Source organism: Actinoplanes sp. NPDC051470 (assembly GCF_040682035.1).
In the GTDB taxonomy this organism is placed as follows: Bacteria; Actinomycetota; Actinomycetes; order Mycobacteriales; family Micromonosporaceae; genus Actinoplanes.
In genome coordinates, this window is sequence record NZ_JBFBAA010000018.1 from 1 (window position 1) to 23,037 (window position 23,037).

The following is a 23,037-nucleotide window of genomic DNA, read 5'->3' on the forward strand; positions in this document are numbered from 1 at the left end:
ACTCGACCTCCGTCGTGCGCGGTGCGGCTGCGGGCCGCGCGCCCCCCCGGGCGCCCACCCCGGGCGGGCCCGCGGCCCCCCCGCGCCCCCGCCCCCCCGCCGCCAGGTGCTGCCAGTAGATGTTGTTGAAGACCTTGACCAGCCGGGCGCCGCTCAGATGCTTCTGCTCCAGCTCGGCGCTGGTCAGCGTGCCGTCCGCCAGCTCGGGGAAGTCCCCGTCCCGCTGCGCGGAGTAGTTGTTGGTGTCGAGCACGACCTTGCCGGCCAGCCGCTCGGCCGGCAGCTTCCGGAAGGCGTGGAACGGCACGCTCACCACCACGAGGTCGGCCGCCGCAGCCACCTCCGCGGGCGTCGCCGCCCGGGCCCGCGACCCCAGCCGCGCGACCAGATCGGCCAGCGTCTCCGGTCCCCGCGAGTTGCTCAGCACCACGTCGTGCCCGGCGTCAACGGCCAGCCGAGCAACCGTCCCACCGATGTTCCCGGTCCCGATGAATCCCACAGTCGTCATGTCGCCGACAACCCGGACAACCCCGGTGGCATTTCCACCCGGCCGCCCCTGTAACGACCGCCACGTTTTCCCGAACCCTCAACTCGACGTTGACCCTGAACCTCAGGGTGAGGGTGAGGCATCGGTAGCGTTTGTCGTCATGCCGTTCCCGGACGAGAAGGTGCAGGTCGCGGTCATCGATTATCGGTCGAGCTGGATCGATGAGTACGAAGTGCTGGCGGCCGAACTCCGTGCGACGCTGGGCGACGTGGCGGTCGAGATCGACCACGTCGGGTCGACCTCGGTGCCCGGGCTGGCGGCCAAGGACTGCCTCGACGTGCAGGTGCGCGTGGCGGTGCTCGACGAGCCCCGGATCGTCACCCGGCTGGGCGCGATCGGCTTCCGCCGCCGGCCCGAGCCGTGGAACCGGGCGGAGCACTCGGCCGGGCGGGACTACCGCAAGCTGGTCTTCGCCCCTCCGGTGGGCGCTCGTCCCAGCAACGTCCACGTGCGCGAAAGTACGGGTGGGAACGCCCGCTACGCGCTGCTGTTCCGGGACTTCCTGCGCGGCGACGACGACGCGCGACGGGCGTGGGGCGCGTTCAAGCAGCGCCTGGCGGTCAGCGTGCCTGATCTGCTGGATTACGGGCAGATCAAGGCGCCGGCCACCGACGTCCTGATGGCGGCGGCCGAGCGGTGGGCGGCCGACACCGGCTGGGAGCCGTGACGTCAGGACACGGCGGCAGCGCAGCGGCAGGCGGCCCGACACCGGCTGGGGGCGGACGTCAGGACAGGGCGGCGGCCAGGTCGCGGCGGGAGACGATGCCCAGTTTCTGGTAGGCGTGGGCCAGGTGGGTCTCCACGGTGCGGCGGCTCAGCTGCAGGCGGTGGGCGATGTCGCGGTTGGTCAGGCCGGTCGCAGCCAGGACGGCGATCTGGCTGCGACCGCGTCGGTCAGGGACGCCGGGCCGTGTGGCCCCTGCTGATCGGGGCGGTCAAGACAAAGGTCGGGGCGGTCAGGTGAAAGGTCGGGGCGGTCAGGAGAAAGGCGGAAGGCCCGCACCTCGACCAGCGTGCGGGCCCCCGACCCATCACGGCGTCCCGTGGTCGAAACGGGATCGGGGCGGAGGCTAGTGAGCCGCCCGCTCTGCCCGGCCGGGGCCGCCCCCGGCTCGTTGAGCTAACGCCGTATGTCCAGATTTCTAGTGCTGCCCGGAGAAGACCCCCGCCCCGCGCATCATGCCCGCCAGCAGCGGCGACGTCACGGTCACGCCGTGCACCAGGTCGCGGGCCGGGCTGGTCGGTTCCACCCCGTCCTGCCGGTACGGCTGGGTCCACCCGGTCGACGCGGGGTCGATCCCGGCGGCCTCGCACCAGTCCCGAACCGTGGCGGCGGGGCACGAGGCGTCGCCGAGCACCACGTCCCAGGGCAGCGGCAGCATCGTCCACACGCCGATGTCGGGGTGCTGCCGGCCGCCCGAGCTCACGTGCCACCGGTACACGTCGGCCGCCATCAGCGCCGGCACCTTGCCAGGCAGCGACGTCTCCAGCACGTGCTCCAGGTTCATCGCGGTGAGCAGGTTCAGCCAGCCCGTACGCAGCTGGTTGAAGGCCCGCGAGGCCGCGTTCCAGGTGGACGAGTCGTCGCCGGGCCGCACCATCATCCGCCCGCGGTCGCGGTGGTGGTCGAAGGTCCGCCGCAGCGTCCGCGCGCACGCGACCATCTGCTCGTAGTAGACGCCGAGCAACTCGCCCCGCTGGGCGTCGGTGAGCCGGTCGAGCACCTGCGGCCGGGTCAGCACCCGGGCCAGCGCCTCGGGCCGGCCGGTCGGGGCGTCGAGCGCGGCGCGCAGCAGCGCCTCGGCCAGCTCGTCCATCGGCCGCGCCTGCTGCCCGGCCGTGAAGACGGTGCGCATGCCGAGCCGCGCCGTGTAGTAGGCGACGAACGCCGCGGTGCGCGGGCAGGCGGTGAAGGTCTCACGATCGATGGTGTACGCGAGGCGCGACTTCCCGATCGCCGTGACGGTTTCCCGGTCCCGCTCGGCGGCCAGCACCGCGGTCCGCTGCTGAAGGTGCAGCACCGCGCGTACGGCCTTCCGGTATCCGCGTACCCGCAGGCCGGGCAGCTGGTCTTGGCGCTCGGCGGCGTCCAGCCGGGTGCGGGTGTCGGTGTGCCCGCCGACGTCACCGCGCCGGCCGTGCGGCTTGCCCGGCCACGTCTGCCCGTACTTCCGGACGCCGGCGCGGCGCATCTTCCGGCGTACCGGATCGGCGGGGCCGGTCAGACCGAGCGCGGGCAGCGCCTGGCCGAGCCAGCGCTCCAGCTCGCCCGGGTCGGCGGGATCGGCCGGGGCCGGCGCGGGCGTGTGCGCGGCGGTCCAGACGGGGACCATCGCGGTCGCGGCGGCCTGGTAGGCCCGGTCGAGCCCCGGGTGCCGCCGCCACTCCCCCGACATCGACGACCCCGGCGCGAACGACCCGGCGCTCATGACGGCGAGGTGGCGCAGCTCGCGGGCCGGGCGCGCGTCGAGCCACCCGGTCGCGCCGAGCATGACGAGACGCGCGGCAACCAGCTGCGGAGTCGGCCGGGCGCGCAGCCCACCGTGCAGCTCAGCGAGGATGTCCGCCGTGGCCACAGCCATCGATCATGGCCGCCGGCCCCGCCCGCCGCCACCGATTTGCCGCTGAGCGGAACGGCCGGCCGTCGGAGGGTCCTGGTGAACCCGGATCACGGGCGGGCCGTGGTGGCGGTGAACCCGCCGATCACGAGGAGCCCACGATGACGTCCACCCCGATCCCGATCAAGCGCGCCGCCTTCGCGGGGCTTGCCGTCCTGATGCTCACCTCCGGCTGTGGGTGGTTCGGCCGCGATGAGCGCACGGCCACCTTCCACGAGGGCGCCGTCCGCGACGATGCGACCGGTGTACGTCTGATCAGCGCCGGCGCGGACGGGACCGACGTACGGTTCGCCACCGAGAAGGACCCGCCGGACGCGCCGAACCTGGACTTCGCCACCGGGGTCGGCGAGGCCGTGGACATCAGGCCGGAGGGCGCGCTGCCGGGGGCCGAGGTGCGGATGCGCGCCGACGCGGCCCAGGCCCACGGGTTCATCGCCGTCTTCAACACGAAGGCGGGCGCGTGGCTGCCGCTGGACACCCGGTACGACGCGCGGGCACACGAGCTGGTGGCCGAGGCGCCGCACTTCTCGATGTACGGGATGTTCCTGCCCAAGGTCGTGGACCGCGTCCGGGACCTGCTGGCCGGCCAGGTGCTCGGGGTGCTGCGGAAGATGCGCGACGACGTCACCGGCACGATGCGGCTCGCGGACATGGCCGACTGCGGCGGCGGGCGGACCGCCGACGGGAAGGTGCTGCCCGGGGCGAGCACGGCGGTCGCCGCCCGAGGGTGGGCCGCGGACGTCCAGAAGGGGCACGCCAAGGAACTCGGGGTGTGCGTCGTCGAGGATCAGGGGGCCCGTTGGTTGCGGGTGGCGAACCGTAACGGCTACCCGGTCGTGTTGATGCCGCCGGCCGGGGCCACCGACGCGTCGCCCAACGACTACGACGTCCGGATGCTTGGCGACGACCTCTTCCTGCTGGCCGGGCGCCAGCTCGAGGCGGTCGCCGGGCACGGGCTGGCCGGCGGGTTGAAGAGCGCCGAGCTGAAGGTCACCACGGACGGCACGTTCACGGTCGACGTGGTGGCGTCGCCGTTGCCGATCGCCTGGGACGTCGGCACCGCCCTCCTTTCGGTGGTGCTTCCCGGCGTACCCAAGGCGAAGGTCGCTCTGAATGCCGCCGAACGGCGCGCCATCGACGCTCTGGGCGGTCCGGCCGCGGGGTTGCACGCGAGCCGCGAGACGGCGGTCAACAAGATCAAGGACGACCCGGCGCTGCGTGATCCGGGGCAGCGGCCGGAGCAGGCCATGGCGCTGCTGGACCTCTGGTCGTGCCTGGCCAAGTCGAAGGCGGCCGTGCTGAACGTGTCGGCGACGGACGCGTTCGAGGCGATCCGGCACTGCGTCGGGCTGGTCGCACAGGCGCTCGGCCGGGAGGCGGTGGCGCTCGGCACCGACGTACTCAAGAACCTCAAGGTGTTCAACGAGGTCGGCGACTTCCTCCGGCACGCGATCACCCCGGCCGTGATCGAGGTGCGGGCGCCGCTGCGGGCGAGCCGGCTCGGCGGCGTCGACTGGCTCGCCGTGGCCGGCCCCGACCTCGGCTGCGACAGCGAGCCCGAGATGCTGAAGCGGCCCGAGAGCCACGACATCACCGGCGACGGGGTGCCGGACACGTTCGTGACGCTCGACTGCTGGACCAGCAACCAGATCAGCCCCGATCAGATCCGGGTGTACGACGGCAGCTCCGACCCGTCGGCCCCGGCCCTGCTCGGCGTGCTCACCGACGGGGCCGCCGCCAACTTCCACCTCGAGTGCCTCACGTTCGACGGCAAGACCGTGCAGACCAGGGGGTACGTGCTGCAGGGTGCCGACCCGGCCGGGGTGCCCAGCCTCCTGGGCGTCCGCTCGGCGACCTGGGACGGCATGCGGTTCCGGCTGTCCGGCCTGACCACGAGCGCGGCCCCCGACGGGTACGAGTCGGCCGTTCCCGGCTGCGACTGAACCGTTTCCACCTCTCCGTACGTACACCAGGACATGTGGGATGACCGCCGCCTCCTGGCCGCGATCGCCGCCCTGCCGCCGGAGGCCTTCATCGAGGGACCGCCGGAGGGCGGCGATCTGCTCTGGCGCCGCGCCGCCAAGCGCCTGCGCGCCGCCGAGGGTTCCCCGTCCGCCGGGTCGTCCGACGACCCTCAGCTCGCCCCGGTGATCCCGCTCCCCCTCGACTGAGCAGGCGTTTTCGGCGCAAGATGGTGCCGATGAGCGAAACACGGCTGCCCGCGAAACTGCGGAAGCGGATCACCAGCGTCAACCGCGACGTTCGCGTCCGGGTGATCGCCGAGCTGGAACGGCTCGCGACCGGCGCCGACACCGACCGGGCGGCGGCCGCCCTCGACGCCCTGTCCGCGCTGGCGACGGACGACAGCCTCGCGGTCCGGGAGGCGGCGTCGGCGGCGCTGGGCCGCACCACGATCAGCCTCGACCCCGATCGGGTGGATTTCGGCGACCTCGTGCCCGGCACCTCGCGGGTGGTCGCCGAGGTGACGATCGGCGGGCCGCCGCTGGCCCGGGCGCTCACCGCCACCGCCTCCGACCCGGCCCTGCGGGCGACCCTGGACGGCGACCGGCTGCGCGTCTCGTGGCTGCCCAGCGCCGGCGCGTTCCGCGGCACGGTCACCCTGCACGGCCCGGCCGGCGACACGAACCTGCTGGTCACGGGTCAGGCCGGGGCGGCGTCACCGCCGTCACCGCCCTCGCCGCGGCCCCGGTCCCGGCGGCGGTGGCCGGTCGTGGCCGCGGCCGTCGCCGTCCTGCTTCTGATCGCCGGGGCATGGACGCTGCTGGACCAGCCTCCTCGGGTGAGCCCTCCGCCCACCGCCCGGCCGGCCGGCCCGCCGCCGCCGCGGCTGGTCAGCTCGCCCAAGCCCCGGGTGGCAGGCACGATCCCGGTCGGCGCCGAGCCCGAAGGCGTGGCGGTGTCCCCCGACAGCAGCACGGTCTACGTGGCCAACCAGGGCGCCCGGGTGCTCTCCGTGATCGACGCCGCGTCCCGCCGGGTGACCCCGGTGACGCTGCGCAACACGGCCCGGTTCGTCGCCGTCTCCCGCGACGGCCGCACGGTCTTCGTCTCGATGTACGAGAAGACGGGCACCGTGATCAGCGGCAGCGGTGTCGCCGTGGTGGACGCGGCCACCCGCACGGTCCGCCGGTACCTGGCCACCGGCGCCCAGCCGTACGACCTGGCCGTGGCGCCGGACGATCGGCTGTGGGTGCCGATCCACGGCGGCCGCAGCGTGGAGATCTACGCCGCGGGCGACCTCCGGCTGGTCACCCGGGTCTTCGTGCCCAAGAACCCGCATTCGGTGGCGTTCTCGGCCGACGGCCAGCGCGCCTTCACCCCCGACCACGAGTCGAACTCGATGTCGGTCATCGACATGCGCACCGACCGGCGGGTGGCCACGCTGGCCGTCAGTCGCGCCCCGCACAGCGTGGCGGTCACCCCCGACGGCCGGAAGGTGATCGTGGCCGCGTGGGAGGCCGGAGCGGTCGACATCATCGACGCGCTGACGCTGGGCCGCGCCGGGCCATTCCGGGTCGGCTACCACCCTCAGAGCGTGGCGGTGGCCGTGGACGGCGGGTTCGCCTACACCGTGAACGAGGGCGACGCCACGGTGTCGGTCATCCGGGTACGCGACGGGCGGGTGACCGCGACCATTCCGGTCGGTGACAGCCCCCGGACCGTTGCCGTCGCGCCCGACGGTCGTTTCGCATACGTGACGAACGGCCACGACAACACCGTCTCGGTGCTTTCCCTGGCCGCCTGAGACGCTGCCGGGGTCGGGCGATCGGTCCATTGACCTGCGCGCATGCACTTCGGGCAAGATCGTTGACGAAAGGTTCCTGAGGGAGGTTGCATGGCGGTGGGGTGGCCGCGCCGGCGCGAGTCGAGCGCCGACGACCTGCTCATCCGCCGGCTCTACCAGGAGCACGGTGGCGCGCTGCTGGCGTACGCGACGCGGCTGATGGGCGACCGCGCGCTCGGCGAGGACGTCGTGCAGGAGACGCTCGTCCGGGCCTGGCGCAATCCGGACCGGCTGACCGAGGACAAGGGCTCCGTCCGCGGGCTGCTGTTCACCATCACCCGCAACATCGCGATCGACCGGCACCGCGCCCGGCAGGCCCGCCCGACCGAGGTGGCCGAGACGATCAGCTCCACCCCGGTGGAGAAGGATCATGCCGACGCCGTGGTCGACTCGATGGCCGTGCTCGGCGCCATGGACAAGCTCGCCCCCGAGCATCGTGACGTGCTGAAGAAGATCTACTACGAGGGCCGCAGCGTCGACGAGACGGCCGAGTCCCTGGGCATCCCGCCCGGTACCGTGAAGTCCCGAAGTTATTACGCGTTACGCAAGCTGCGGGAGGCCATGGCCGAACGCCCGGGCGGAGCGGGGCTGACGATCGCGGAGGGAGCGGCCGGATGAGCGACCATCAGACCGAACTGCTCGGCGCGTACGTCCTCGGCGTGCTCGACCCCGGCGAGCGGTCCACCGTGCAGAAGCACCTCGACGGCTGCGAGCACTGCCGGGCCGAGGCCGACGAGCTGCGCGAGATGGAGGCGGCGCTGGGCGAGCTCCCGCCCGAGGCGCTGATCGAGGGCCCGCCCGAGGACGGCGACCTGCTGCTGCAGAAAACCCTTCGCGAGGTACGCGGTGAGCGCGCCCGTGGCGACCGCACCCGCCGGGCGGTCTGGGTGGCGGCGGCCGCCGTGGCCGGCGTGGCGGTTCTGGGCGGCGGCACGCTGATCGGCCGCGCGACCGCCCCGTCGGGCCAGATCGCGGCCCCCGCCCCGGCCATCTCGACCGCCGTTCCCGGCACCCGCGGCGGCACCGCCACCGACCCGGCCACCGGCGCCGCGATGGCGGTCCAGGTCGAGCCCGCGGCCGGCTGGGTGCGGGTGCATGCTCAGGTGTCGGGGATCGCGACCGGAGAACAGTGCCGCCTCTGGGTGGTCGCGCGCGACGGCCGTCGTCGCGAGGCAGGCAGCTGGCTGGTGGCCGGCGCCGCCTCCCGCGTCGACGGGTCGGCTCTGGTGGCGCCGGCCGACGTCGCCTCGGTGCAGGTCGAGACCTTCGCCGGCCGCCCCTTGATTACCGTGCCCGTCTAGGCCGTGTTTCAAGACCCGGCCAGGGCTGCGACGTGGCCCTGATCGGGTTATGAAACACGGCCCGGCTCCATCGGTAGTCCGTTGTCACGGGGTGAACTGCTCTTTGACGCGGCTGACCTTGCCGTCCTTGAACGTGAGGATGAACAGGCGGTTCTGGCTCTCGGCGGCCAGTCCCTCGAGCGAGGTCTCCAGCTGCACCATGATGTCGTTGGGTGACTGCAAGGACAGCTTGGCGCCCGGGGCGAGCGTCGCCGTGCGGAGCTTCGGGTTGTGGTTGCGGATGTAGTAGTCGTTGCACATGGCGCTGTCGCTGATCCGGACGCCGTCGGCCTTGCACGCCTTGCGGGCCGCCGCCCCGGTGAACCACTCGACCTTGTCGAAGGTGACGGTGCGCGAACCGGTGTCGACGGCGGTGAGGTAGCCGTACTGCGTGCCCACCAGATCGGTCGTGGTTTGTGCCTTCGGCGCCGGGGCTTCAACGGTCGGCGGTTCCAAAGCCGGCTCCGAAGCCGGCTGTTCCGCATCCGGCTCGGCGGTCGGCAGGTCGGCGGACGGCGTGACGACGGGCTCCGAGGCCGCGGCCGGCACGGGCTCGGGCTGCGGTTGCGGCTCGTTGCGCGCGCATCCCGCGACTCCCCCGGCGACCGCGGCACCGGCGACGGCAAGGACGATCAGGCGGTTGAGGTGCTTCATGACGGCCTCCCGGTGGCGTTGGATTCACCGCCACCACGGCCGCCGCCCCGATCCGGTTCACCCGAACTTTCGGCTCACCCATCCGGAAGATGGCTCGTTCCGACCATCGAAAGTCAGTGCCGGTCGGTGCGGAAGATGCGGCCGGCGTCGGCTGCGCACGCTCGCAAGCGGTCATCCGGACGGGCGAGTGGCCTCGTAGGCGGCGACCGTGGTCGGCAGGGTCGGGAAGATGTGGTCGGCGCCGATCGAGCCGGTCAGGCCGTACCGGTCGAGCTCGGCCCTCAGGTCTTGTTTGACCCTGGCCAGACCGAACACGATGCCGCGGGCGGTCAGCTCGGCCCGGAGCCGGTCGAGGGCGTCCAGGGCGGTGCTGTCCACCTCGACGTTGGCCTCGGCGTTCAGGACGAACCAGCGGACCGGCTCGGTCTCGGCGGCGACCGCGGCCAGGGCGCGCTGCCGGAAGTTCTCGGCGTTGGCGAAGAACAGCGGCGAGTCGTAGCGGTAGATCAGCAGACCGGGTACGGTCCGCGCGGCCGGGAAGTCGTCGACGTCGTGCATGCCGGCCAGCCCGGGGACGAGACCGAGGACCGCGTCGTGCGGGCGGGCCACCCGGTGCAGCATCTCGGCGACGGACAGACCGACCGCGAGCAGCACGCCGGTCAGAATGTCGAACACGACCACACCGGCCAGCGCGGCCAGGGCGAGCAGCAGCTCGGTGCGGCGGAACGAGGCCAGCCTGCGGAAGCCGGCGATGTCGACCAGCCGGACCGCCGCGTAGACGACCAGCGCCCCCAGCGCGGCGGCCGGGAACAGTGCGAGCATCGGCCCGGCGAACAGCAGCACGGCCGCCACACAGACCAGAGCGACAAGCGAATACATCTGGGTACGCGCACCGCCCGCCACGCCCAGCGCGGTGCGGCTGCCGCTGCTGCTGATCGGGAAGCCCCGCAGCAGCCCGGCGCCGACGTTGGCCACGCCCAGCGCCAGTAGCTCCTGGTTGGCGTCCACCGGCTCGCCGGTGCGCTCGGCGAACGCCCGGCCGGTCAGCACGGTGTCGGTGTATCCGACGACCAGCACGCCGACCGCGGGCAGCAGCAGCGACCCGAAATCACCGAGGTCGGGCCGGGCAAGCGCGGGCAGGCCGCGCGGCACCTCGCCGACCACCGCGACACCGTGCCCGCGCAGGTCGAACACCAGCACCGCGACGGTGGCCAGCAGCACCACGACCAGCGGCACGGGCAGCCGCGGGAACCGCCACTGCCCGAGGAACAGCAGGGCCAGCACGGCCACCCCGAGCAGCGCCGTCGGCACGTGCATCCGGCCGAGCCGACCGGCGAACGACCACAGCTCGGCCGGCACGGTGTCGCCGTCCACGCGTACGCCGGCGAGCTTGCCGAGCTGCCCCGAGATCATCGTCAGGGCCACGCCGGCCAGGTAGCCGACCAGGATCGGCCGGGACAGCAGGTCGGCGACAAACCCGAGCCGGGCCACGTACGCGACCAGGAACAGCACCCCGACCACGACGGCGAGGGCGGCGGCCAGCCCCGCGTACCGACCGGGGTCACCGGCGGCCAGCGGCGCCACCACGGCCGCGGTCATCAGCGCCGTCGTCGACTCGGGCCCGACCGAGAGATGCCGCGACGACCCGAGCACCGCGTACACGGCCAGCGGCGCCAGCATCGCCCACAGCCCCGCGACCGGCGGCAGCCCCGCCAGGCCGGCGTAGGCCATCACCTGCGGCACGAGGTAGGCGGCCACGGTGATCCCGGCCAGCAGGTCGCCGCGCAGCCACGACCTCCGGTACGACCGGAGCACGCCCACCCCGGGCACGAGCTGCGCGAACTTCATCAGCCGATCTTCGCACCTCGCGTCCTCAAGATCGACACGCCGGTCAGAGGGCAGCGATCGCGACGGGGAGGTCCGTCATGCGGGTGACGAGCACGTCTGCCTCACCCAGCAGCTCGGCCGGGGTGAGGGCGCAGTACCCGATGACGCGCATGCCCGCGGCCTTGGCCGCCGCCACGCCGGCCGGGTTGTCCTCGACGACGACGCACACCCCCGGTGGCGCGGTCAGGCACGCCGCGGCGTGCAGGAACAGGTCCGGAGCGGGCTTCCCTCGGGCCACATCCTCGGCGCTGAAGAGGTGTTCCTCGGCGAACAGGCGCCGCAGGCCGGTCAGGCCCAGGCTCAGCCGGATCCGGTCGTGCCGGGCCGACGACGCGACACACATCCGCATCCCGCCCTCTCCTCACTGCGCCCGAGGTGCTCGGCGAAGATCTCCTCCCGCGTGATGGGCCGGCCCAGACCCCGGATCAGCTCCCGGTCGACCTCCTGGATCAGGCGTTCGCTGTCCACCAGGACGCCATCACAGTCGAAGATCACCACTTCCGGCCGATTCACGCGCCCAGTGTCCACGACCCGGCGCCCGCAAGCGGTCCCGCACGACCAAGCCCGCTCGAAGCGGGGTCAGCTGGCCTGGGGGCGGAGGCGGCCGTGGGCGTCGTGGGGGAGGTCGGCGTAGTGCCATTGGTGGTCGCGGGCGTGGCGGCAGGCGGTTTCGAGGTTGCCGGACTCGATGGCGGCCAGGAGGGCGGCGTGGTCGCGGACGACGTCCTTGAGTTTGACCTCGGCGGCGACCATCGTCACGGCGGTGCGGGCCTCGATCTGCAGGGCCTCCCAGGACAGGCGCAGCAGCTCGTTGTGGCCGGCCTCGATGATGTGGCGGTGGAAGGCGACGCTCGCCTTGGCCACCGCGTCGTCGTCGTTCCGGCGGGCCGCCGACCGCATCGTCGTCACGGTCTCGCGGAGCTCGGCCAGCGGCATCGTGCCGGCCAGCATGGCCAGCCGGGTGGCGGTCTCTTCCAGCGCCGCCCGCACCACGTAGCTCTCGCGCAGCGTCTGCTGCACGAAGTGGCGGACGAAGGTGCCGCGCCGGGGCCGGGTCTCGACCATGCGCATGGCTTCGAGCTCGCGCAGCGCCTCGCGGACCGGCGCCTGGCTGGTGCCGAAGCGGGCGGCCAGCTTGGTCTCGACCAGTCGTTCGCCGGGCGGGATGGCGCCCGACACGATGTCGACCACGAGCATGTCGCGGATCTGCTGCCCCAGCGTCAGGCGCGTGACCTGCGACGGTTCGGTCATGAGCCCATGTTAGTCACGCGACGGGGTTGACCTCGTGCCGGTTGGAGGACAAGTATCAATTATCGATAGTTGATCGTCCGGAAACATGTGCTCACTCCTCGGGAGGCGCCGATGATCACCGCGTTGCGGATGCCGGAGTCGCCCGAGGCCGCCGCCGAGGCCGTGGCCGGGGGCGGTCGCGTGATGGCCGGCGGAACCGTGGTCATGGCCCAGGTCAACACGGGACCGATCGACGCCGGCGAGCTGATCAGCCTGAGCCGGGCGGGGCTGAGCGGTGTCACGGTCACCGGCGGCGTGGCGCGAGTGGGCGCCACCACGACGTTCGCCGACCTGGCCCGGCACCTGCCTTTCCTCAAGCCCGCGATCCGGACGCTCGCCTCGCCGTCCATCCGCAACCTGGCCACCGTCGGCGGCAACCTGTTCGTGCCACAGCCCCACGGGGACTTCGCGGTCTGCCTCGAAGCCCTGGACGCGACGGTCGAGCTCACCGGCGGCCGCGAGACGCCGGTCGGGCAGCTGGAACTCGGAGCGGGCGAGATCGTGACGGCCGTACGGTTCCGGGTGCCCGAGGACGGCACCTGGTTCTTTCACAAGGCCATGCGCCGGCGCCTCAACTCCGCCGCCATCGTCACTGTGGCAGCGACCGTTCGGCGTACCGGAAACGACGTAAGCGCGGCCCGCGTCGCGCTCGGCGCCGTCGCACCCAGGGTGATCCGCTCCCCCGCCGCGGAGAATGTCCTGCTCGGCCGGCCGCTCGACCGGGAGGTGCTCGACGCGGCGGGGGAAGCGGCCCGCGCCGACATCGCGCCCTTCGACGACGCGTACGCCAGCGCCTGGTACCGCCGCCGTGTCCTGCCCGTGCACTTCCGCCGCACGTTCGAGGCCGTGCAGTCCGAGACTGAGGAGTCCTGATGGCATCGAGCGTGGTGACGCTGACCGTCAACGGGCGGGAAGAGGAGTTTCTGGCCCGGCCGGCGGAGTCGCTGCTGGCCAGCCTGCGTGACCGGCTCGGGCTGATGGCGGCCAAGCGCGGCTGTGCTCAGGGGAGCTGCGGCACGTGCACGGTGCTGGTCGGCGGGCGGCCGGTGATGGCCTGCCTGGTGCCGGTGGAGACGATCGAGGGCGGCCAGGTCAGCACGCTCGAAGGGGTCGCCGACGGGGAGCGGCTGGATGAGGTGCAGCAGGCGTTCCTGGACGGGTTCGCCACGCAGTGCGGCTTCTGCACGCCCGGCATGATCATGGCGGCCGAGGCGCTGCTCGCCGACAACCCCGACCCCACGCGCGAGGAGGTGGTCGAGGCGATCTCCGGCAACGTGTGCCGCTGCACCGGCTACCACTCGATCATCGCGGCGATCCTGGACGCGGCGGACAGACGGAAGCATGCGGCGGGGAAACCAACGGACTCGACGGACAGACAAAAGCACGCGCCGGGGAGACGACAGTGAGCGACTTCAAGGTCATCGGCTCGACCGTCCAGCGGTCGGACGCGCTCGGGCACGTCACCGGCCGCACCACGTTCTTCGAGGACCTGAATCCGGCCGGCCTGCTCCACCTCAAGATGGCGCGCTCGGAACGGCACCACGCGCGGTTCACGGTCGACGTCAGCGAGGCCGAGAAGACGAAGGGCGTCGTCCGTGTCTTGACCGGCGACGACATCCCGAACAACCTTTTCACCCCGCTCAAGCTGATCGGCGTCGAGCCGGACGACGAGCCGATCCTGGCCGACGGCACCGTGCGCTACCGGGGCGAGCCGATCTGCGCGGTGGTCGCCGAGACCGAGGCCGCCGCGTACGAGGGCGCCTCGAAAATCAGGATCGACTACGAGGACCTGCCCGCGGTGTTCGACGTCGAGGAGGCGCTCAAAGAGGGCGCCCCGATCGTCAACGAATATCAGCAGACCAACTACTTCACGTACGAGGGGCACCACTGCCGCCGGATCCGGTTCGGCGACTTCCACACCGCCGAGAAGCAGGCGGACCACGTCTTCGAGTGGCGTTACCAGTCCGCGCCGATCGAGCACGCCCCGACCGAGACCACCGGCTGCATCGTGATCCCGCAGGGCGACGGGCGGCTGCGCGTCCACTCGGACACCCAGGCCTGCTTCTTCACCCTCGACAACACCGCCCTCATCCTGGGTACGCCGTTCAGCAAGCTCCGGATCGTCGGCGGCACGGTCGGCGGCGGCTTCGGCGGCAAGGTCGACGTGATGGTCGAACCGGTGTCCTGCGTGGCCGCGATGCTGACCGGGCGGCCGGTGAAGTTCGTCTACAACCGGCACGAGGAGATGCAGGTGTCGTCGCCGCGGGCGGCCGAACGGATCATCATCAAGGACGCGGTCATGAACGATGGTCGCATCCTCGGCCGCCACGTGACCCTCTACGTCGACTCGGGGGCGTACGCGCGGCACACCCCGTACGGGACCACCAAGGCCGCCGCCCACCTGCCCGGACCGTACGCGATCCCGAACGTCTGGGCCGACTGCCACTGTGTCTTCACCAACCGCACGCCGTCCAGCGCGATGCGCGGCTTCGGGGTGACCATCGCCGACTTCGCGCTGGAGTCGCAGATGGACCGCATCGCCCGCGCGCTCGACCTCGATCCGTTGCGACTGCGGCTGCTCAACGCCTACCGCGACGGCGACATGAAGGCCCACCGCAAGCGGGCCGAGGGAACGGCGCTGATCGAAGTGATCCAGCGGGCGGCCGAGATGGTCGGCCACGACCTGCCCGACGAGTACAAGGCGATGTCCTCATGGCAAAGCTGAGAGGCCGGGGGTACGCCTCCGTCAACTACCCCACCGGCATGAACCTCGGCGGCGACCCGTCGCAGGCGCTGATCCATTCGACCACCACCGGCACCTTCGTGGTCAGCCTGTCGTCGGTCGATCTGGGCCAGGGGCTCAAGACGGTCGTCGCCCAGTGTGCCGCCGAGGTGCTCGGGCTGCCGTTCGGGAACATCATCATCGACACCGCCGACACCGACACCGGACCCCACTGCATGGGCACGTTCGCCAGCCGCGGCACGCATCGGGTCGGCAACGCGGTCATCATGGCGGCCACCGAGGCCCGTGAGGTGATGCTGGCCGTGGCCGCCGACGAGCTCGAGGTCGACCCGGGCGACCTGGAGACCGACGGCACCGGCTTCATCCAGGTCAAGGGGGCCGACGAGAAGCGCATCCACATCACCGACCTGGCCCTGGCCGCCCACTTCAAGCACGGCCGGACCATCTCGGGGCGCGGCATCTACCTGAAGGAGCCGAGCAGCCCGGTGCCGGAGACCGGCGAGATGGACCCGGACTCCTGCCAGGCGCACGCGTGCACGGTCGCGGTGGTCGAGGTCGACGACGAGACCGGCGTGGTCGAGGTGCTGGAGATGCACAACGCGTACGAGATCGGCCGGGCCCTCAACCCGGCCATGGTCACCCAGCAGGTCGAGGGCGGCGCCTGGATGGGCATGTCGCACGCGCTGTTCGAGGCGACCGAGCCCTACTACCCGGCGCGCGACCACGGCCCGGCCGACTTCACCGAGTACCTGATGCCCGGGCCGGCCGACATCGCCCAGCAGTGGAGCCAGATTCTGGAGCGGCCGGCCGACAACGGGCCGTTCGGCGCCAAGGGCATCGGGGAGATGACCGCCAACGCGCCGATCCCGGCCATCGCCAACGCTATCTTCGACGCGTGCGGCGTACGCCTGGACACCATGCCTTTCACCCCCGAGCGAGTGCTGCGGGGTCTGGATGTTCTCAAGGGAGTCGAAGCATGCTGAAGGTCATGTCGTTGCTCAAGCGGGCCGAGGGCCTGTCCCAGGACGACTTCGCGAAGTGGGTCACCCAGGACCACCTCGCGTACGCCCAGAAGATCCCGGGCCTGCGCAAGTACACGGTCAACGTGAGCAGCGGCGACGATCCCGCCTTCGACGCGGTGAACGAGCTGTACTTCGACGACGAGGACGCGCGGGTGGCCGGGTTCGCCTCCGAGCAGGGCAAGGCGGCCGCGGCCGACGCCGGCGCGCACACGTCGAGCCGGGTGCACCTGCTGACCACCGAGTACCCGCAGTTCTGAGACAGGTCTCAGTGGATCTCGCTTCCCTCTTCCAAGGCGAAGGCTACTTCGCGGACGAAGGGCTGCTCACCGCCGTACATCTGGCTCTGCTCCTCGATCGGCCGTTGCTGCTCGAGGGCGAGCCGGGTGTCGGCAAGACCGAGCTCGCGTCGGTGCTGTCGCGGGTCCTGGATCGCGAGCTGATCCGCCTCCAGTGCTTCGAGGGGCTCGACTCCGGCCAGGCGCTCTACGAGTGGGACTACCCCAGACAGCTCCTCCGGGTACGCACGGCCGAGTCGCGTGGCGAGGACATCGGTGACCTGTACGCCGAGGAGTTCCTGCTGCAACGGCCGCTGCTGCGGGCGCTGCGCTCGGCGCGCGGGGCGGTGCTGCTGATCGACGAGATCGACCGGGCCGACAACGAGTTCGAGGCGTTCCTGCTCGAATTTCTCAGCGACTTCCAGATCACGGTTCCCGAGCTGGGTACGCTGCGCGCCGAGCACCCGCCGGTCGTGGTGCTCACCTCCAACCGCACGCGTGAGCTGCACGACGCGCTGCGCCGGCGGTGCCTCTACCACTGGATCGAGTTCCCGTCGGCGGCGCGGGAACGGTCGATCCTCGACGCCCACGTGCCCGGGCTCGCCGACGACGCGGCCGACGCGCTGGTCTCGGCGGTCCAGGACATCCGGGCCCTGCCGCTGCTGAAGCGACCCGGCATCGCGGAGTCGGTGGACTGGGCCCGGGGCGCCGCCGCGCTGGCCGCCGAGGGCAGCTCGTGGCCGGTGGCGTTGCGCCGCGCGCTCGGGCTGCTCATCAAGGACGAGGAGGACACCCGCGTGCTGGCCGACCGATCCGAGGAGATCTTCGGCCATTCGTGAGCTGCTCCGGGGCTTCCTGGACGACCTGCGGCGCTCGGGCCTCCCCGCCCCGCCGGGCAAGCAGGCCGACTTCCTCCGTGCCCTCAGTTCCTCGATCCCCTCCAGCCTTTCCGAGCTCTACTGGTGCGCCCGGATCACGCTACTGAGCGACATCGCCGGCCTTCCCACGTTCGATCGCGTCTTCGACGCCTGGTTCGGGGGGGTGGTCTCGGTCGTCCCACCGCCTCCGGATGAGTCGGACGTCGAGGCGCCGGTCTCGTCGGGCGGTCGCGAGTTGCCCGGCGGCGATCTGCGCGAGGGCGGCGGGACCGAGGCCAGTTCGCTGACCGTACGCACCCGGCGGAGCTTCGGCGGGCCGGACTCCCCCGACCTGGCCCGGGCGCTGCGGGCCGCCTTCGCCGCCTCGGTGCCGACCGTGCCGTCCCGGCGGCGGCGACCATCGTCGTCCGGCCGCACGCTCGACATGCGACGGACGTTGCGGCTCGCCCGCCGGACGGACGGCGAGATCGCCGGGCTGCGCTGGACCACCCGCCCCCGGCGGCCCCGGCGGATGCTGATCCTGCTCGACGTCTCGGGGTCGCTGAAGGAGCACACGCCGCAACTGCTGCGGGTCGCCCACACGGCGCCGCCCCGCTCGGAGGTGTTCACCTTCGGCACCCGGCTGACCCGGATCACCCCGGCGCTGGCCGCCGCCGACATCGAGCAGGCCCTGGCCACCGTGGCCCGGGTGGTGCCCGACGCCGACGGCGGGACCGCGATCGGCGCGGCCCTGCGGTCGTTCCTGGGCAACCCCCGGTTCCTGGCGCTGGCCCGGGGCGCGTTGATCGTGGTCGTCTCGGACGGGCTGGAACGCGGCGACTGCACCGACATGGTCCGCGCCACGGCCCGGCTGGCCCGGCTCGGGCACCGGCTGGCCTGGTGGTCGCCGCTGGCCTGCTCGCCGACCTACCGGCCGGTCACCCGGGGCATGGCCGCCCTGCTCGGCCACCTCGACCATCTGGGCGGCGTACGTGACCTGCCCACCGCCCTGGCCGAGGTCGCGGCCTTCCCCGCGATGACCGCCGGCCCACGCCGATCCGCATGGAGGCACTGGACATGACCGCTTCTCCCGCTGTTCCCCCGGACATCGACATCGTCGACGCCCACCACCACATCTGGCGGCAGGCCGACCTGCCGTGGCTGAGCGGCGAGATGGTCCCGCGCATCTTCGGTCCCTACGAGCCGATCCGCCGCGACTACCCGATCGACGAATACCTCGCCGAGGCGACGGCCTGCGGCATTCGATCGTCGGTGTACGTGCAGACGAACTGGCCCCTGGACCGCAGCGAGGACGAGGTCCGCTGGCTGCGCGACGTGCACGCGGCGACCGGCTGGCCGACCGCGGTGATCGCGTCGGCCGACCTGTTCTCCCCCGGCGCGGCCGAGGTGATGCGCCGCCAGGCCGCCCTCACTCCCCTGGTCCGGGGCGTCCGGCTGCAACTGCACTGGCACGACAACCCGGCCTTCCGCTTCGCCTCGGGTCCCGGCCGGATGAACGATCCGGTCTTCCGCGACAACATCGCCGCGCTGGCCGACCTGGGCGGGCTGTTCGAGCTGCAGGTCTTCCCCGATCAGATGCTCGACGCGGCCGACTTCGTGGCTGCCTTCCCGTCGGTCACGTTCGTCCTGGTCCACGCCGGCATGCTCGACGACCTGGCCCACGTGGAGGCCTGGCGCCGGGGCATGCGCCGCCTGGCCGACCACGGCAACGTGGTGGTGAAGCTGACCGGCCAGGGCACCTTCGTCCACCGCGTCGACGAGGACCTCATCGACCTGGTGACCACCGAGTGCCTGGCCCTGTTCGGGTCGCGCCGCTGCGTGTGGGGCAGCAACTTCCCGATCGAGAAGCTCTGGACCGACCTGCCCACCCTGGTCTCCACCTGGCGCCGTGTCCTCGCCCAGCACCCGCACGAGGTCCAGCTGGACGTCTTCGCCCGCACCGCCCGACGCGTGTACTCGCTCTGACTTGGTTTTCGCGACGGACCGTCGTAATCTTTACGACAGATGTTCGCGAAACCGGGAAGAGGACTGTCATGGACGCACTCGAGGATCGTGCCGAACTCATCGAACTGCTCGGCCGGTACGCCGACATCGCCGACCTGAAGGCGTTCACCGACCTGCCCGGCCGGGTCTTCACCGACCCGCTGACGCTCGACTTCGGGTCGGTCGCCGACATCCCGCCGATGACCATGGCGCTCGGCGACTACATCGAGGTGCTCCGCACGTCGTTCGCCTTCTACACGGCGACCCACCACGTGATCAGCGGTCACGTCATCGAGCTCGACGGCGACCGCGCCACGATCCACGCGCACGTCCGCGCCGAGCACTGGGTCGCCGACGAGCTGGCCGGCGGCGGGCCGAACCGCTGGCTGGTGGTCGGCTTCTACGACAACGAGGCGGTCCGCACGCCGGACGGCTGGCGCCTCACCCGGGTCAAGCTGACCGCGGCCCACCAGGAGAACCCGCACCTCTCGAGCGTCGCCCTGGCCGGCTGAGGTGCCGCGGATCCGGGGCGGCAGCCTCGAGGAGCACCACGAGATGGTCTGGGCCGACCTGGCCGAGGCGATGCGGCAGCTGCTGCTCGAACGCGACTACGACTCGATCACCATGGGCCACATCGCCACCCGGGCCGGGCTCGCGCGCAACACCATGTACAACTACGCCCGCGACAAGGGCGCGCTGGTCCGGGCCCTGACCCAGCGGGCGAGCCGGCCCGCGGTCGAGCGGGTGGCCGCGATCGCGGCGCGGTCGGCCGACCCGGCCGCGGACCGCCTCCGGGACATCGTCGAGGCCGTCCTGGCGGCGTCCACCGACCAGGCCATGCAGCTGATGTTCCGGCCGGGCTCGGCCCCGCTGGTCGCCGAGGTGCCCAAGGGCCCCGACGGCCCGTTCCACGCGATCATCGTCGAGGTCGAGAACGTCGTCCGCGACGGCATCACCCGCGGCGAGTTCCGCGACGTCGGCGACATCCCGCTGACCGTCGAACTCCTCTCCGGCGCCATGCGGGCCGGCGCCGAACGCATCGGCCGCGATCCGACCACCTTCACCCCTACCGTCGCAGCCTGCCGAGACTTGGTCCTTCAGGGTTTGAGCGTGACCACTCACTCAGAATGAAGGCCGCGCGGCTCTGTTCTGGACGCGCCAGCGGCCAAGAGCCGCGCGGCCGGCCTCGGCGGGAGCTGCGGTCAGCACCGCCCACCCGGCTACGACATCAAGCCCTTGAACTTGATCTCAGGGCTTTGGCGGCGTACATGGCGAGATCGGCTTCGCGGATGAGGGTGGCGACGTCGTGCGAGGGGCCGCTGATGCCGACGCTGGCGCCCACCCGGACGGTGTGGCCGGTCACCCGGAACGGGGCCAGGATGCGGTCGCGGACGTCCCAGGCCAGCCGCTCCGCCTCGTCCTGAGCGTCCGGTCCGGTCAGCAGCAGGGCAAACTCGTCACCGCCGAGGCGGGCGGCCATCCGGTGCGGGCCGGCCGCCGCGCGCAGCCGGTTCGCGACCTCGATCAGCAGCTCGTCGCCGCCGCCGTGCCCGTACGTGTCGTTGACCTGCTTGAAGTCGTCCAGGTCGACGCTGATCACGGCCACCGACCCGGGCGGGCCGCTGGTCACGGCGTCGGTCAGGGTCTCGAGGAAGTACTCGCGGTTGGGCAGCCGGGTCAGCGAGTCGTGGTGCGCGCGGTGCTGGAGTTCGGCGCGGGAGGTGACGTTGTGTTCGCCGAGGACCACCTGGTGGGCCAGCGTACGGAAGGCGTCGGCCTCGGTCGGGGAGATGGGCCGTACGCCGCCCAGAAGCACGTAGCGGTCGACGATGTGCTCGACGTGCCAGTGCCGGTGGTCCGGGGCGACGTCGGCGAGGGCGGTGGCCGGGTCGGCGAGCATCGCCTCGGTCAGCGTGCGGCCGATCAGCCCGTCGTCCAGGCCGACGGCGCGGGTCACCCGCCACTCCGCACCCTGCGGACGGACGATGATCAGGACCAGGCCGGGGGCGAGGGCGATCATCCGGGCGGTCAGGTCGATGCCGATGCGGTGCACCTCGTCGACGTTGGCCGCGGCGAGGAGCCGGCCGCCCGCCGAGGACAGCAGGGCGTCGCGGGCCGAGACCAGTTCCTGCTGCACGAGGGCGCGGAGGATGTTGCGCATCACCAGGCCCACCGGCACCACGAACGGCACCAGCCCCAGCACGTCCGACGACCGCCACGACAGGGTCCCGGCGCCGGTCAGCGCGCCCAGGGCGGTTCCGGCGGGGAGGACCGCGAGACCCAGGACGGTTCCGGCGGGGAGGACCGCGAGACCCAGGACGGTACGGATGAGCCAGGCCCGGCCCGTTCCGCGCAGGGCCTGGGCCGCGAACACGGCGATGGCGATGGTCATGATGCGGACGGGGCTGCTGAAGGAGCCGCCGATGACCACCAGCAGCAGCGGGGCCAGCAGCGGTTCACCGGGGACCGGCCGCGTGCGGAAGACGGTCAGCAGGCCGATCAGCGCCGCGATGCCGGTCAGGGACACGGCCTTCCAGCCGGCCGTGGCGTTCGAGGCCAGCACGGGGATCGCGTGCGTGGCCAGCACGATGGAGGAGGCCACGTACGCGATCGTCCGGATACGGCTCAGCGGGGACGGCACGGACATCCTGTTCGGCTCGCGCCGCGCCGGACTGAGAAATGTCAGCGACTGAGAATCGCCACGACGCCCTGGCCGCCGGCCGCGCAGATGGAGATCAGGCCGCGGCCGGAGCCCCGCTCGGCGAGTTGTTTGGCCAAGGTCGCGACGATCCGCCCGCCGGTGGCGGCGAACGGATGCCCGGCGGCCAGCGAGGAGCCGACCACGTTGAGCTTGGCCCGGTCGATCGGGCCGAGCGGGGCGTCCAGCCCGAGGCGGTCCTTGCAGAACTCCGGCGACTCCCAGGCGGCCAGGGTCGCCAGCACCTGCGCCGCGAACGCCTCGTGGATCTCGTAGTAGTCGAAGTCCTGCAGGGTCAGGCCGGCCCTGGCGAGCAGCCGCGGCACGGCGTACGCGGGCGCCATCAGCAGGCCCTCGTCGCCGTGCACGTAGTCGACGGCCGCGGTCTCGCAGTCCTCGAAGTAGGCCAGCGGCGTCAGCGACCGATCGGCCGCCCACCCCTCGTCGGCGAGCAGGACCGTGGCGGCGCCGTCGGTGAGCGGCGACGAGTTGCCGGCCGTCATCGTCCCGCCGGCCTGGCCGAAGGCGACTTTCAGCGCGCCGAGCTTCTGCCGGGTGGTGTCGGGGCGGAGGTTCTGGTCGCGGGTCAGACCCAGGTAGGGGGTCATCAGGTCGTCGAAGAACCCCTTCTCGTACGCCGCGGCGAGACGCTGGTGCGAGGCGAGGGCGAGCTCGTCCTGCGCCTCGCGGGAGATGTTCCAGCGTTCGGCCGTGATCGCGGTGTGCTCGCCCATGGACAGGCCGGTGCGCGGTTCGGCGTTGCGCGGGATCTCGGGCCGGACCAGCTGCTGGGGGCGGAGGCGGGCCACCGCGCGGAGGCGGTCGGTGAGCGTCCGGGCCCGGTTGAGTTGCAGCAGGGTGCGACGAAAGTCTTCGTTGAGTTGCAGCGGCGCGTCGGACGTCGTGTCCACCCCGCCGGCGATCCCGGCGTCGATCTGGCCCAGCGTGATCTTGTTGGCCACCAGCGTCACGGCTTCGAGGCCGGTGCCGCAGGCCTGCTGGATGTCGTAGGCCGGGGTCCGCGGGTCGAGCCGCGACCCGAGCACCGTCTCGCGGGTGAGGTTGAAGTCGCGGCTGTGTTTCAGCACCGCCCCGGCCACCACCTCGCCCAGGCGCTCGCCGGCCAGCCCGAACCGGGCGATGAGCCCGTCCAGCGCCGCGATCAGCATGTCCTGATTGGACGCGGTGGCGTAGCGGCCGTTGGACCGGGCGAACGGGATCCGGTTACCGCCGATGACGGCGACTCGGCGCATCTGTCGACCTCCTGCCGGGAAACCTACTCGCGAGTACGCTACGC

26 protein-coding genes are annotated in these 23,037 nt (G+C 72.2%); 16 read left to right on the plus strand and 10 right to left on the minus strand.

Annotated elements, in window-relative coordinates; translation table 11 throughout:
• Positions 1-508 (minus strand): NAD(P)-binding domain-containing protein (locus tag AB0M54_RS28465; protein ID WP_364474612.1); only part of this gene is annotated, 508 nt, incomplete at its 3' end.
• A gap of 139 nt (positions 509-647) precedes the next feature.
• Between AB0M54_RS28465 and AB0M54_RS28470 the strand changes: the two genes are divergently transcribed.
• Positions 648-1,214, plus strand: coding sequence for a GrpB family protein (locus AB0M54_RS28470; protein ID WP_364474614.1), 567 nt, complete (start codon positions 648-650; stop codon positions 1,212-1,214).
• 58 nt (positions 1,215-1,272) lie between these two features.
• Here AB0M54_RS28470 and AB0M54_RS28475 read toward each other — a convergent pair whose 3' ends face one another.
• Positions 1,273-1,422: a helix-turn-helix transcriptional regulator gene (locus AB0M54_RS28475; RefSeq protein WP_364318130.1), complete on the minus strand. Its 150-nt coding sequence runs from the start codon at positions 1,420-1,422 to the stop codon at positions 1,273-1,275.
• 267 nt (positions 1,423-1,689) lie between these two features.
• Entirely contained in the window at positions 1,690-3,123 is a 1,434-nt protein-coding gene (locus AB0M54_RS28480; RefSeq protein ID WP_364474616.1) for a hypothetical protein, read from the minus strand.
• A 143-nt stretch (positions 3,124-3,266) separates the two neighbouring features.
• On the opposite strand from AB0M54_RS28480, the gene AB0M54_RS28485 reads away from it, so the two are divergent.
• From AB0M54_RS28485 to AB0M54_RS28505, 5 genes are all read left to right on the plus strand, one after another.
• The gene (locus AB0M54_RS28485; protein WP_364474618.1) at positions 3,267-5,108 is read left to right on the plus strand and encodes a hypothetical protein; all 1,842 of its coding nucleotides are present in this window, start codon (positions 3,267-3,269) and stop codon (positions 5,106-5,108) included.
• A 33-nt stretch (positions 5,109-5,141) separates the two neighbouring features.
• Positions 5,142-5,336 (plus strand): hypothetical protein, encoded by a 195-nt coding sequence (locus AB0M54_RS28490; protein ID WP_364317632.1) that lies wholly within the window; start codon positions 5,142-5,144, stop codon positions 5,334-5,336.
• A 29-nt stretch (positions 5,337-5,365) separates the two neighbouring features.
• Complete coding sequence (locus tag AB0M54_RS28495; RefSeq protein WP_364474620.1) at positions 5,366-6,931, plus strand: YncE family protein; 1,566 nt, start codon at positions 5,366-5,368, stop codon at positions 6,929-6,931.
• 90 nt (positions 6,932-7,021) lie between these two features.
• On the plus strand, positions 7,022-7,588 hold the full coding sequence (locus AB0M54_RS28500; protein ID WP_364317642.1) for a sigma-70 family RNA polymerase sigma factor: 567 nt from the start codon (positions 7,022-7,024) through the stop codon (positions 7,586-7,588).
• Positions 7,585-8,271 (plus strand): zf-HC2 domain-containing protein, encoded by a 687-nt coding sequence (locus AB0M54_RS28505; RefSeq protein WP_364317643.1) that lies wholly within the window; start codon positions 7,585-7,587, stop codon positions 8,269-8,271. Before AB0M54_RS28500 ends, AB0M54_RS28505 begins: the two co-directional genes overlap by 4 nt.
• Before the next feature lie 84 nt (positions 8,272-8,355).
• Here AB0M54_RS28505 and AB0M54_RS28510 read toward each other — a convergent pair whose 3' ends face one another.
• From AB0M54_RS28510 to AB0M54_RS28530, 5 genes are all read right to left on the minus strand, one after another.
• A complete protein-coding gene (locus tag AB0M54_RS28510; protein WP_364474621.1) occupies positions 8,356-8,964 on the minus strand; it encodes a hypothetical protein in 609 nt (202 codons plus the stop codon).
• Between the two features lie 171 nt (positions 8,965-9,135).
• Positions 9,136-10,812, minus strand: coding sequence for a sulfate permease (gene sulP, locus AB0M54_RS28515; RefSeq protein ID WP_364474623.1), 1,677 nt, complete (start codon positions 10,810-10,812; stop codon positions 9,136-9,138).
• 43 nt (positions 10,813-10,855) lie between these two features.
• Positions 10,856-11,200, minus strand: coding sequence for an HAD-IA family hydrolase (locus AB0M54_RS28520; protein ID WP_364474625.1), 345 nt, complete (start codon positions 11,198-11,200; stop codon positions 10,856-10,858).
• The gene (locus AB0M54_RS28525) at positions 11,152-11,364 is read right to left on the minus strand and encodes a hypothetical protein (RefSeq protein WP_364474627.1); all 213 of its coding nucleotides are present in this window, start codon (positions 11,362-11,364) and stop codon (positions 11,152-11,154) included. The genes AB0M54_RS28520 and AB0M54_RS28525 overlap by 49 nt, the downstream gene beginning before the upstream one ends.
• Positions 11,365-11,430: 66 nt before the next feature.
• Positions 11,431-12,102, minus strand: coding sequence for a GntR family transcriptional regulator (locus AB0M54_RS28530; protein ID WP_364474629.1), 672 nt, complete (start codon positions 12,100-12,102; stop codon positions 11,431-11,433).
• Positions 12,103-12,213: 111 nt separating this feature from the next.
• Here AB0M54_RS28530 and AB0M54_RS28535 point away from each other — a divergent pair, with 111 nt between their 5' ends.
• The 10 genes from AB0M54_RS28535 (at position 12,214) to AB0M54_RS28580 (ending at position 20,173) form a co-directional block, all read left to right on the plus strand.
• A complete protein-coding gene (locus AB0M54_RS28535; RefSeq protein WP_364474631.1) occupies positions 12,214-13,014 on the plus strand; it encodes an FAD binding domain-containing protein in 801 nt (266 codons plus the stop codon).
• Entirely contained in the window at positions 13,014-13,547 is a 534-nt protein-coding gene (locus tag AB0M54_RS28540) for a (2Fe-2S)-binding protein (protein WP_364317654.1), read from the plus strand. Before AB0M54_RS28535 ends, AB0M54_RS28540 begins: the two co-directional genes overlap by 1 nt.
• On the plus strand, positions 13,544-14,866 hold the full coding sequence (locus tag AB0M54_RS28545) for a molybdopterin cofactor-binding domain-containing protein (protein WP_364317656.1): 1,323 nt from the start codon (positions 13,544-13,546) through the stop codon (positions 14,864-14,866). Before AB0M54_RS28540 ends, AB0M54_RS28545 begins: the two co-directional genes overlap by 4 nt.
• Positions 14,854-15,867 (plus strand): molybdopterin cofactor-binding domain-containing protein, encoded by a 1,014-nt coding sequence (locus AB0M54_RS28550; protein ID WP_364317658.1) that lies wholly within the window; start codon positions 14,854-14,856, stop codon positions 15,865-15,867. Before AB0M54_RS28545 ends, AB0M54_RS28550 begins: the two co-directional genes overlap by 13 nt.
• Entirely contained in the window at positions 15,861-16,163 is a 303-nt protein-coding gene (locus AB0M54_RS28555; RefSeq protein WP_364317659.1) for an EthD family reductase, read from the plus strand. The genes AB0M54_RS28550 and AB0M54_RS28555 overlap by 7 nt, the downstream gene beginning before the upstream one ends.
• Positions 16,164-16,174: 11 nt before the next feature.
• Complete coding sequence (locus AB0M54_RS28560; RefSeq protein WP_364474633.1) at positions 16,175-17,020, plus strand: MoxR family ATPase; 846 nt, start codon at positions 16,175-16,177, stop codon at positions 17,018-17,020.
• Between the two features lie 202 nt (positions 17,021-17,222).
• Entirely contained in the window at positions 17,223-18,119 is an 897-nt protein-coding gene (locus AB0M54_RS28565) for a VWA domain-containing protein (protein ID WP_364317663.1), read from the plus strand.
• Entirely contained in the window at positions 18,116-19,024 is a 909-nt protein-coding gene (locus AB0M54_RS28570; RefSeq protein ID WP_364474635.1) for an amidohydrolase family protein, read from the plus strand. The genes AB0M54_RS28565 and AB0M54_RS28570 overlap by 4 nt, the downstream gene beginning before the upstream one ends.
• A 68-nt stretch (positions 19,025-19,092) precedes the next feature.
• Positions 19,093-19,554 carry a nuclear transport factor 2 family protein gene (locus tag AB0M54_RS28575; protein ID WP_364317667.1) on the plus strand — a complete coding sequence of 154 codons (462 nt, stop codon included), beginning with the start codon at positions 19,093-19,095 and terminating at the stop codon, positions 19,552-19,554.
• A 1-nt stretch (position 19,555) separates the two neighbouring features.
• Complete coding sequence (locus AB0M54_RS28580; RefSeq protein WP_364317669.1) at positions 19,556-20,173, plus strand: TetR/AcrR family transcriptional regulator; 618 nt, start codon at positions 19,556-19,558, stop codon at positions 20,171-20,173.
• A 97-nt stretch (positions 20,174-20,270) separates the two neighbouring features.
• Here AB0M54_RS28580 and AB0M54_RS28585 read toward each other — a convergent pair whose 3' ends face one another.
• Entirely contained in the window at positions 20,271-21,644 is a 1,374-nt protein-coding gene (locus AB0M54_RS28585; protein WP_364474637.1) for a GGDEF domain-containing protein, read from the minus strand.
• 80 nt (positions 21,645-21,724) lie between these two features.
• The gene (locus tag AB0M54_RS28590) at positions 21,725-22,993 is read right to left on the minus strand and encodes an acetyl-CoA C-acetyltransferase (protein WP_364474639.1); all 1,269 of its coding nucleotides are present in this window, start codon (positions 22,991-22,993) and stop codon (positions 21,725-21,727) included.
• Positions 22,994-23,037: the final 44 nt, after the last annotated feature.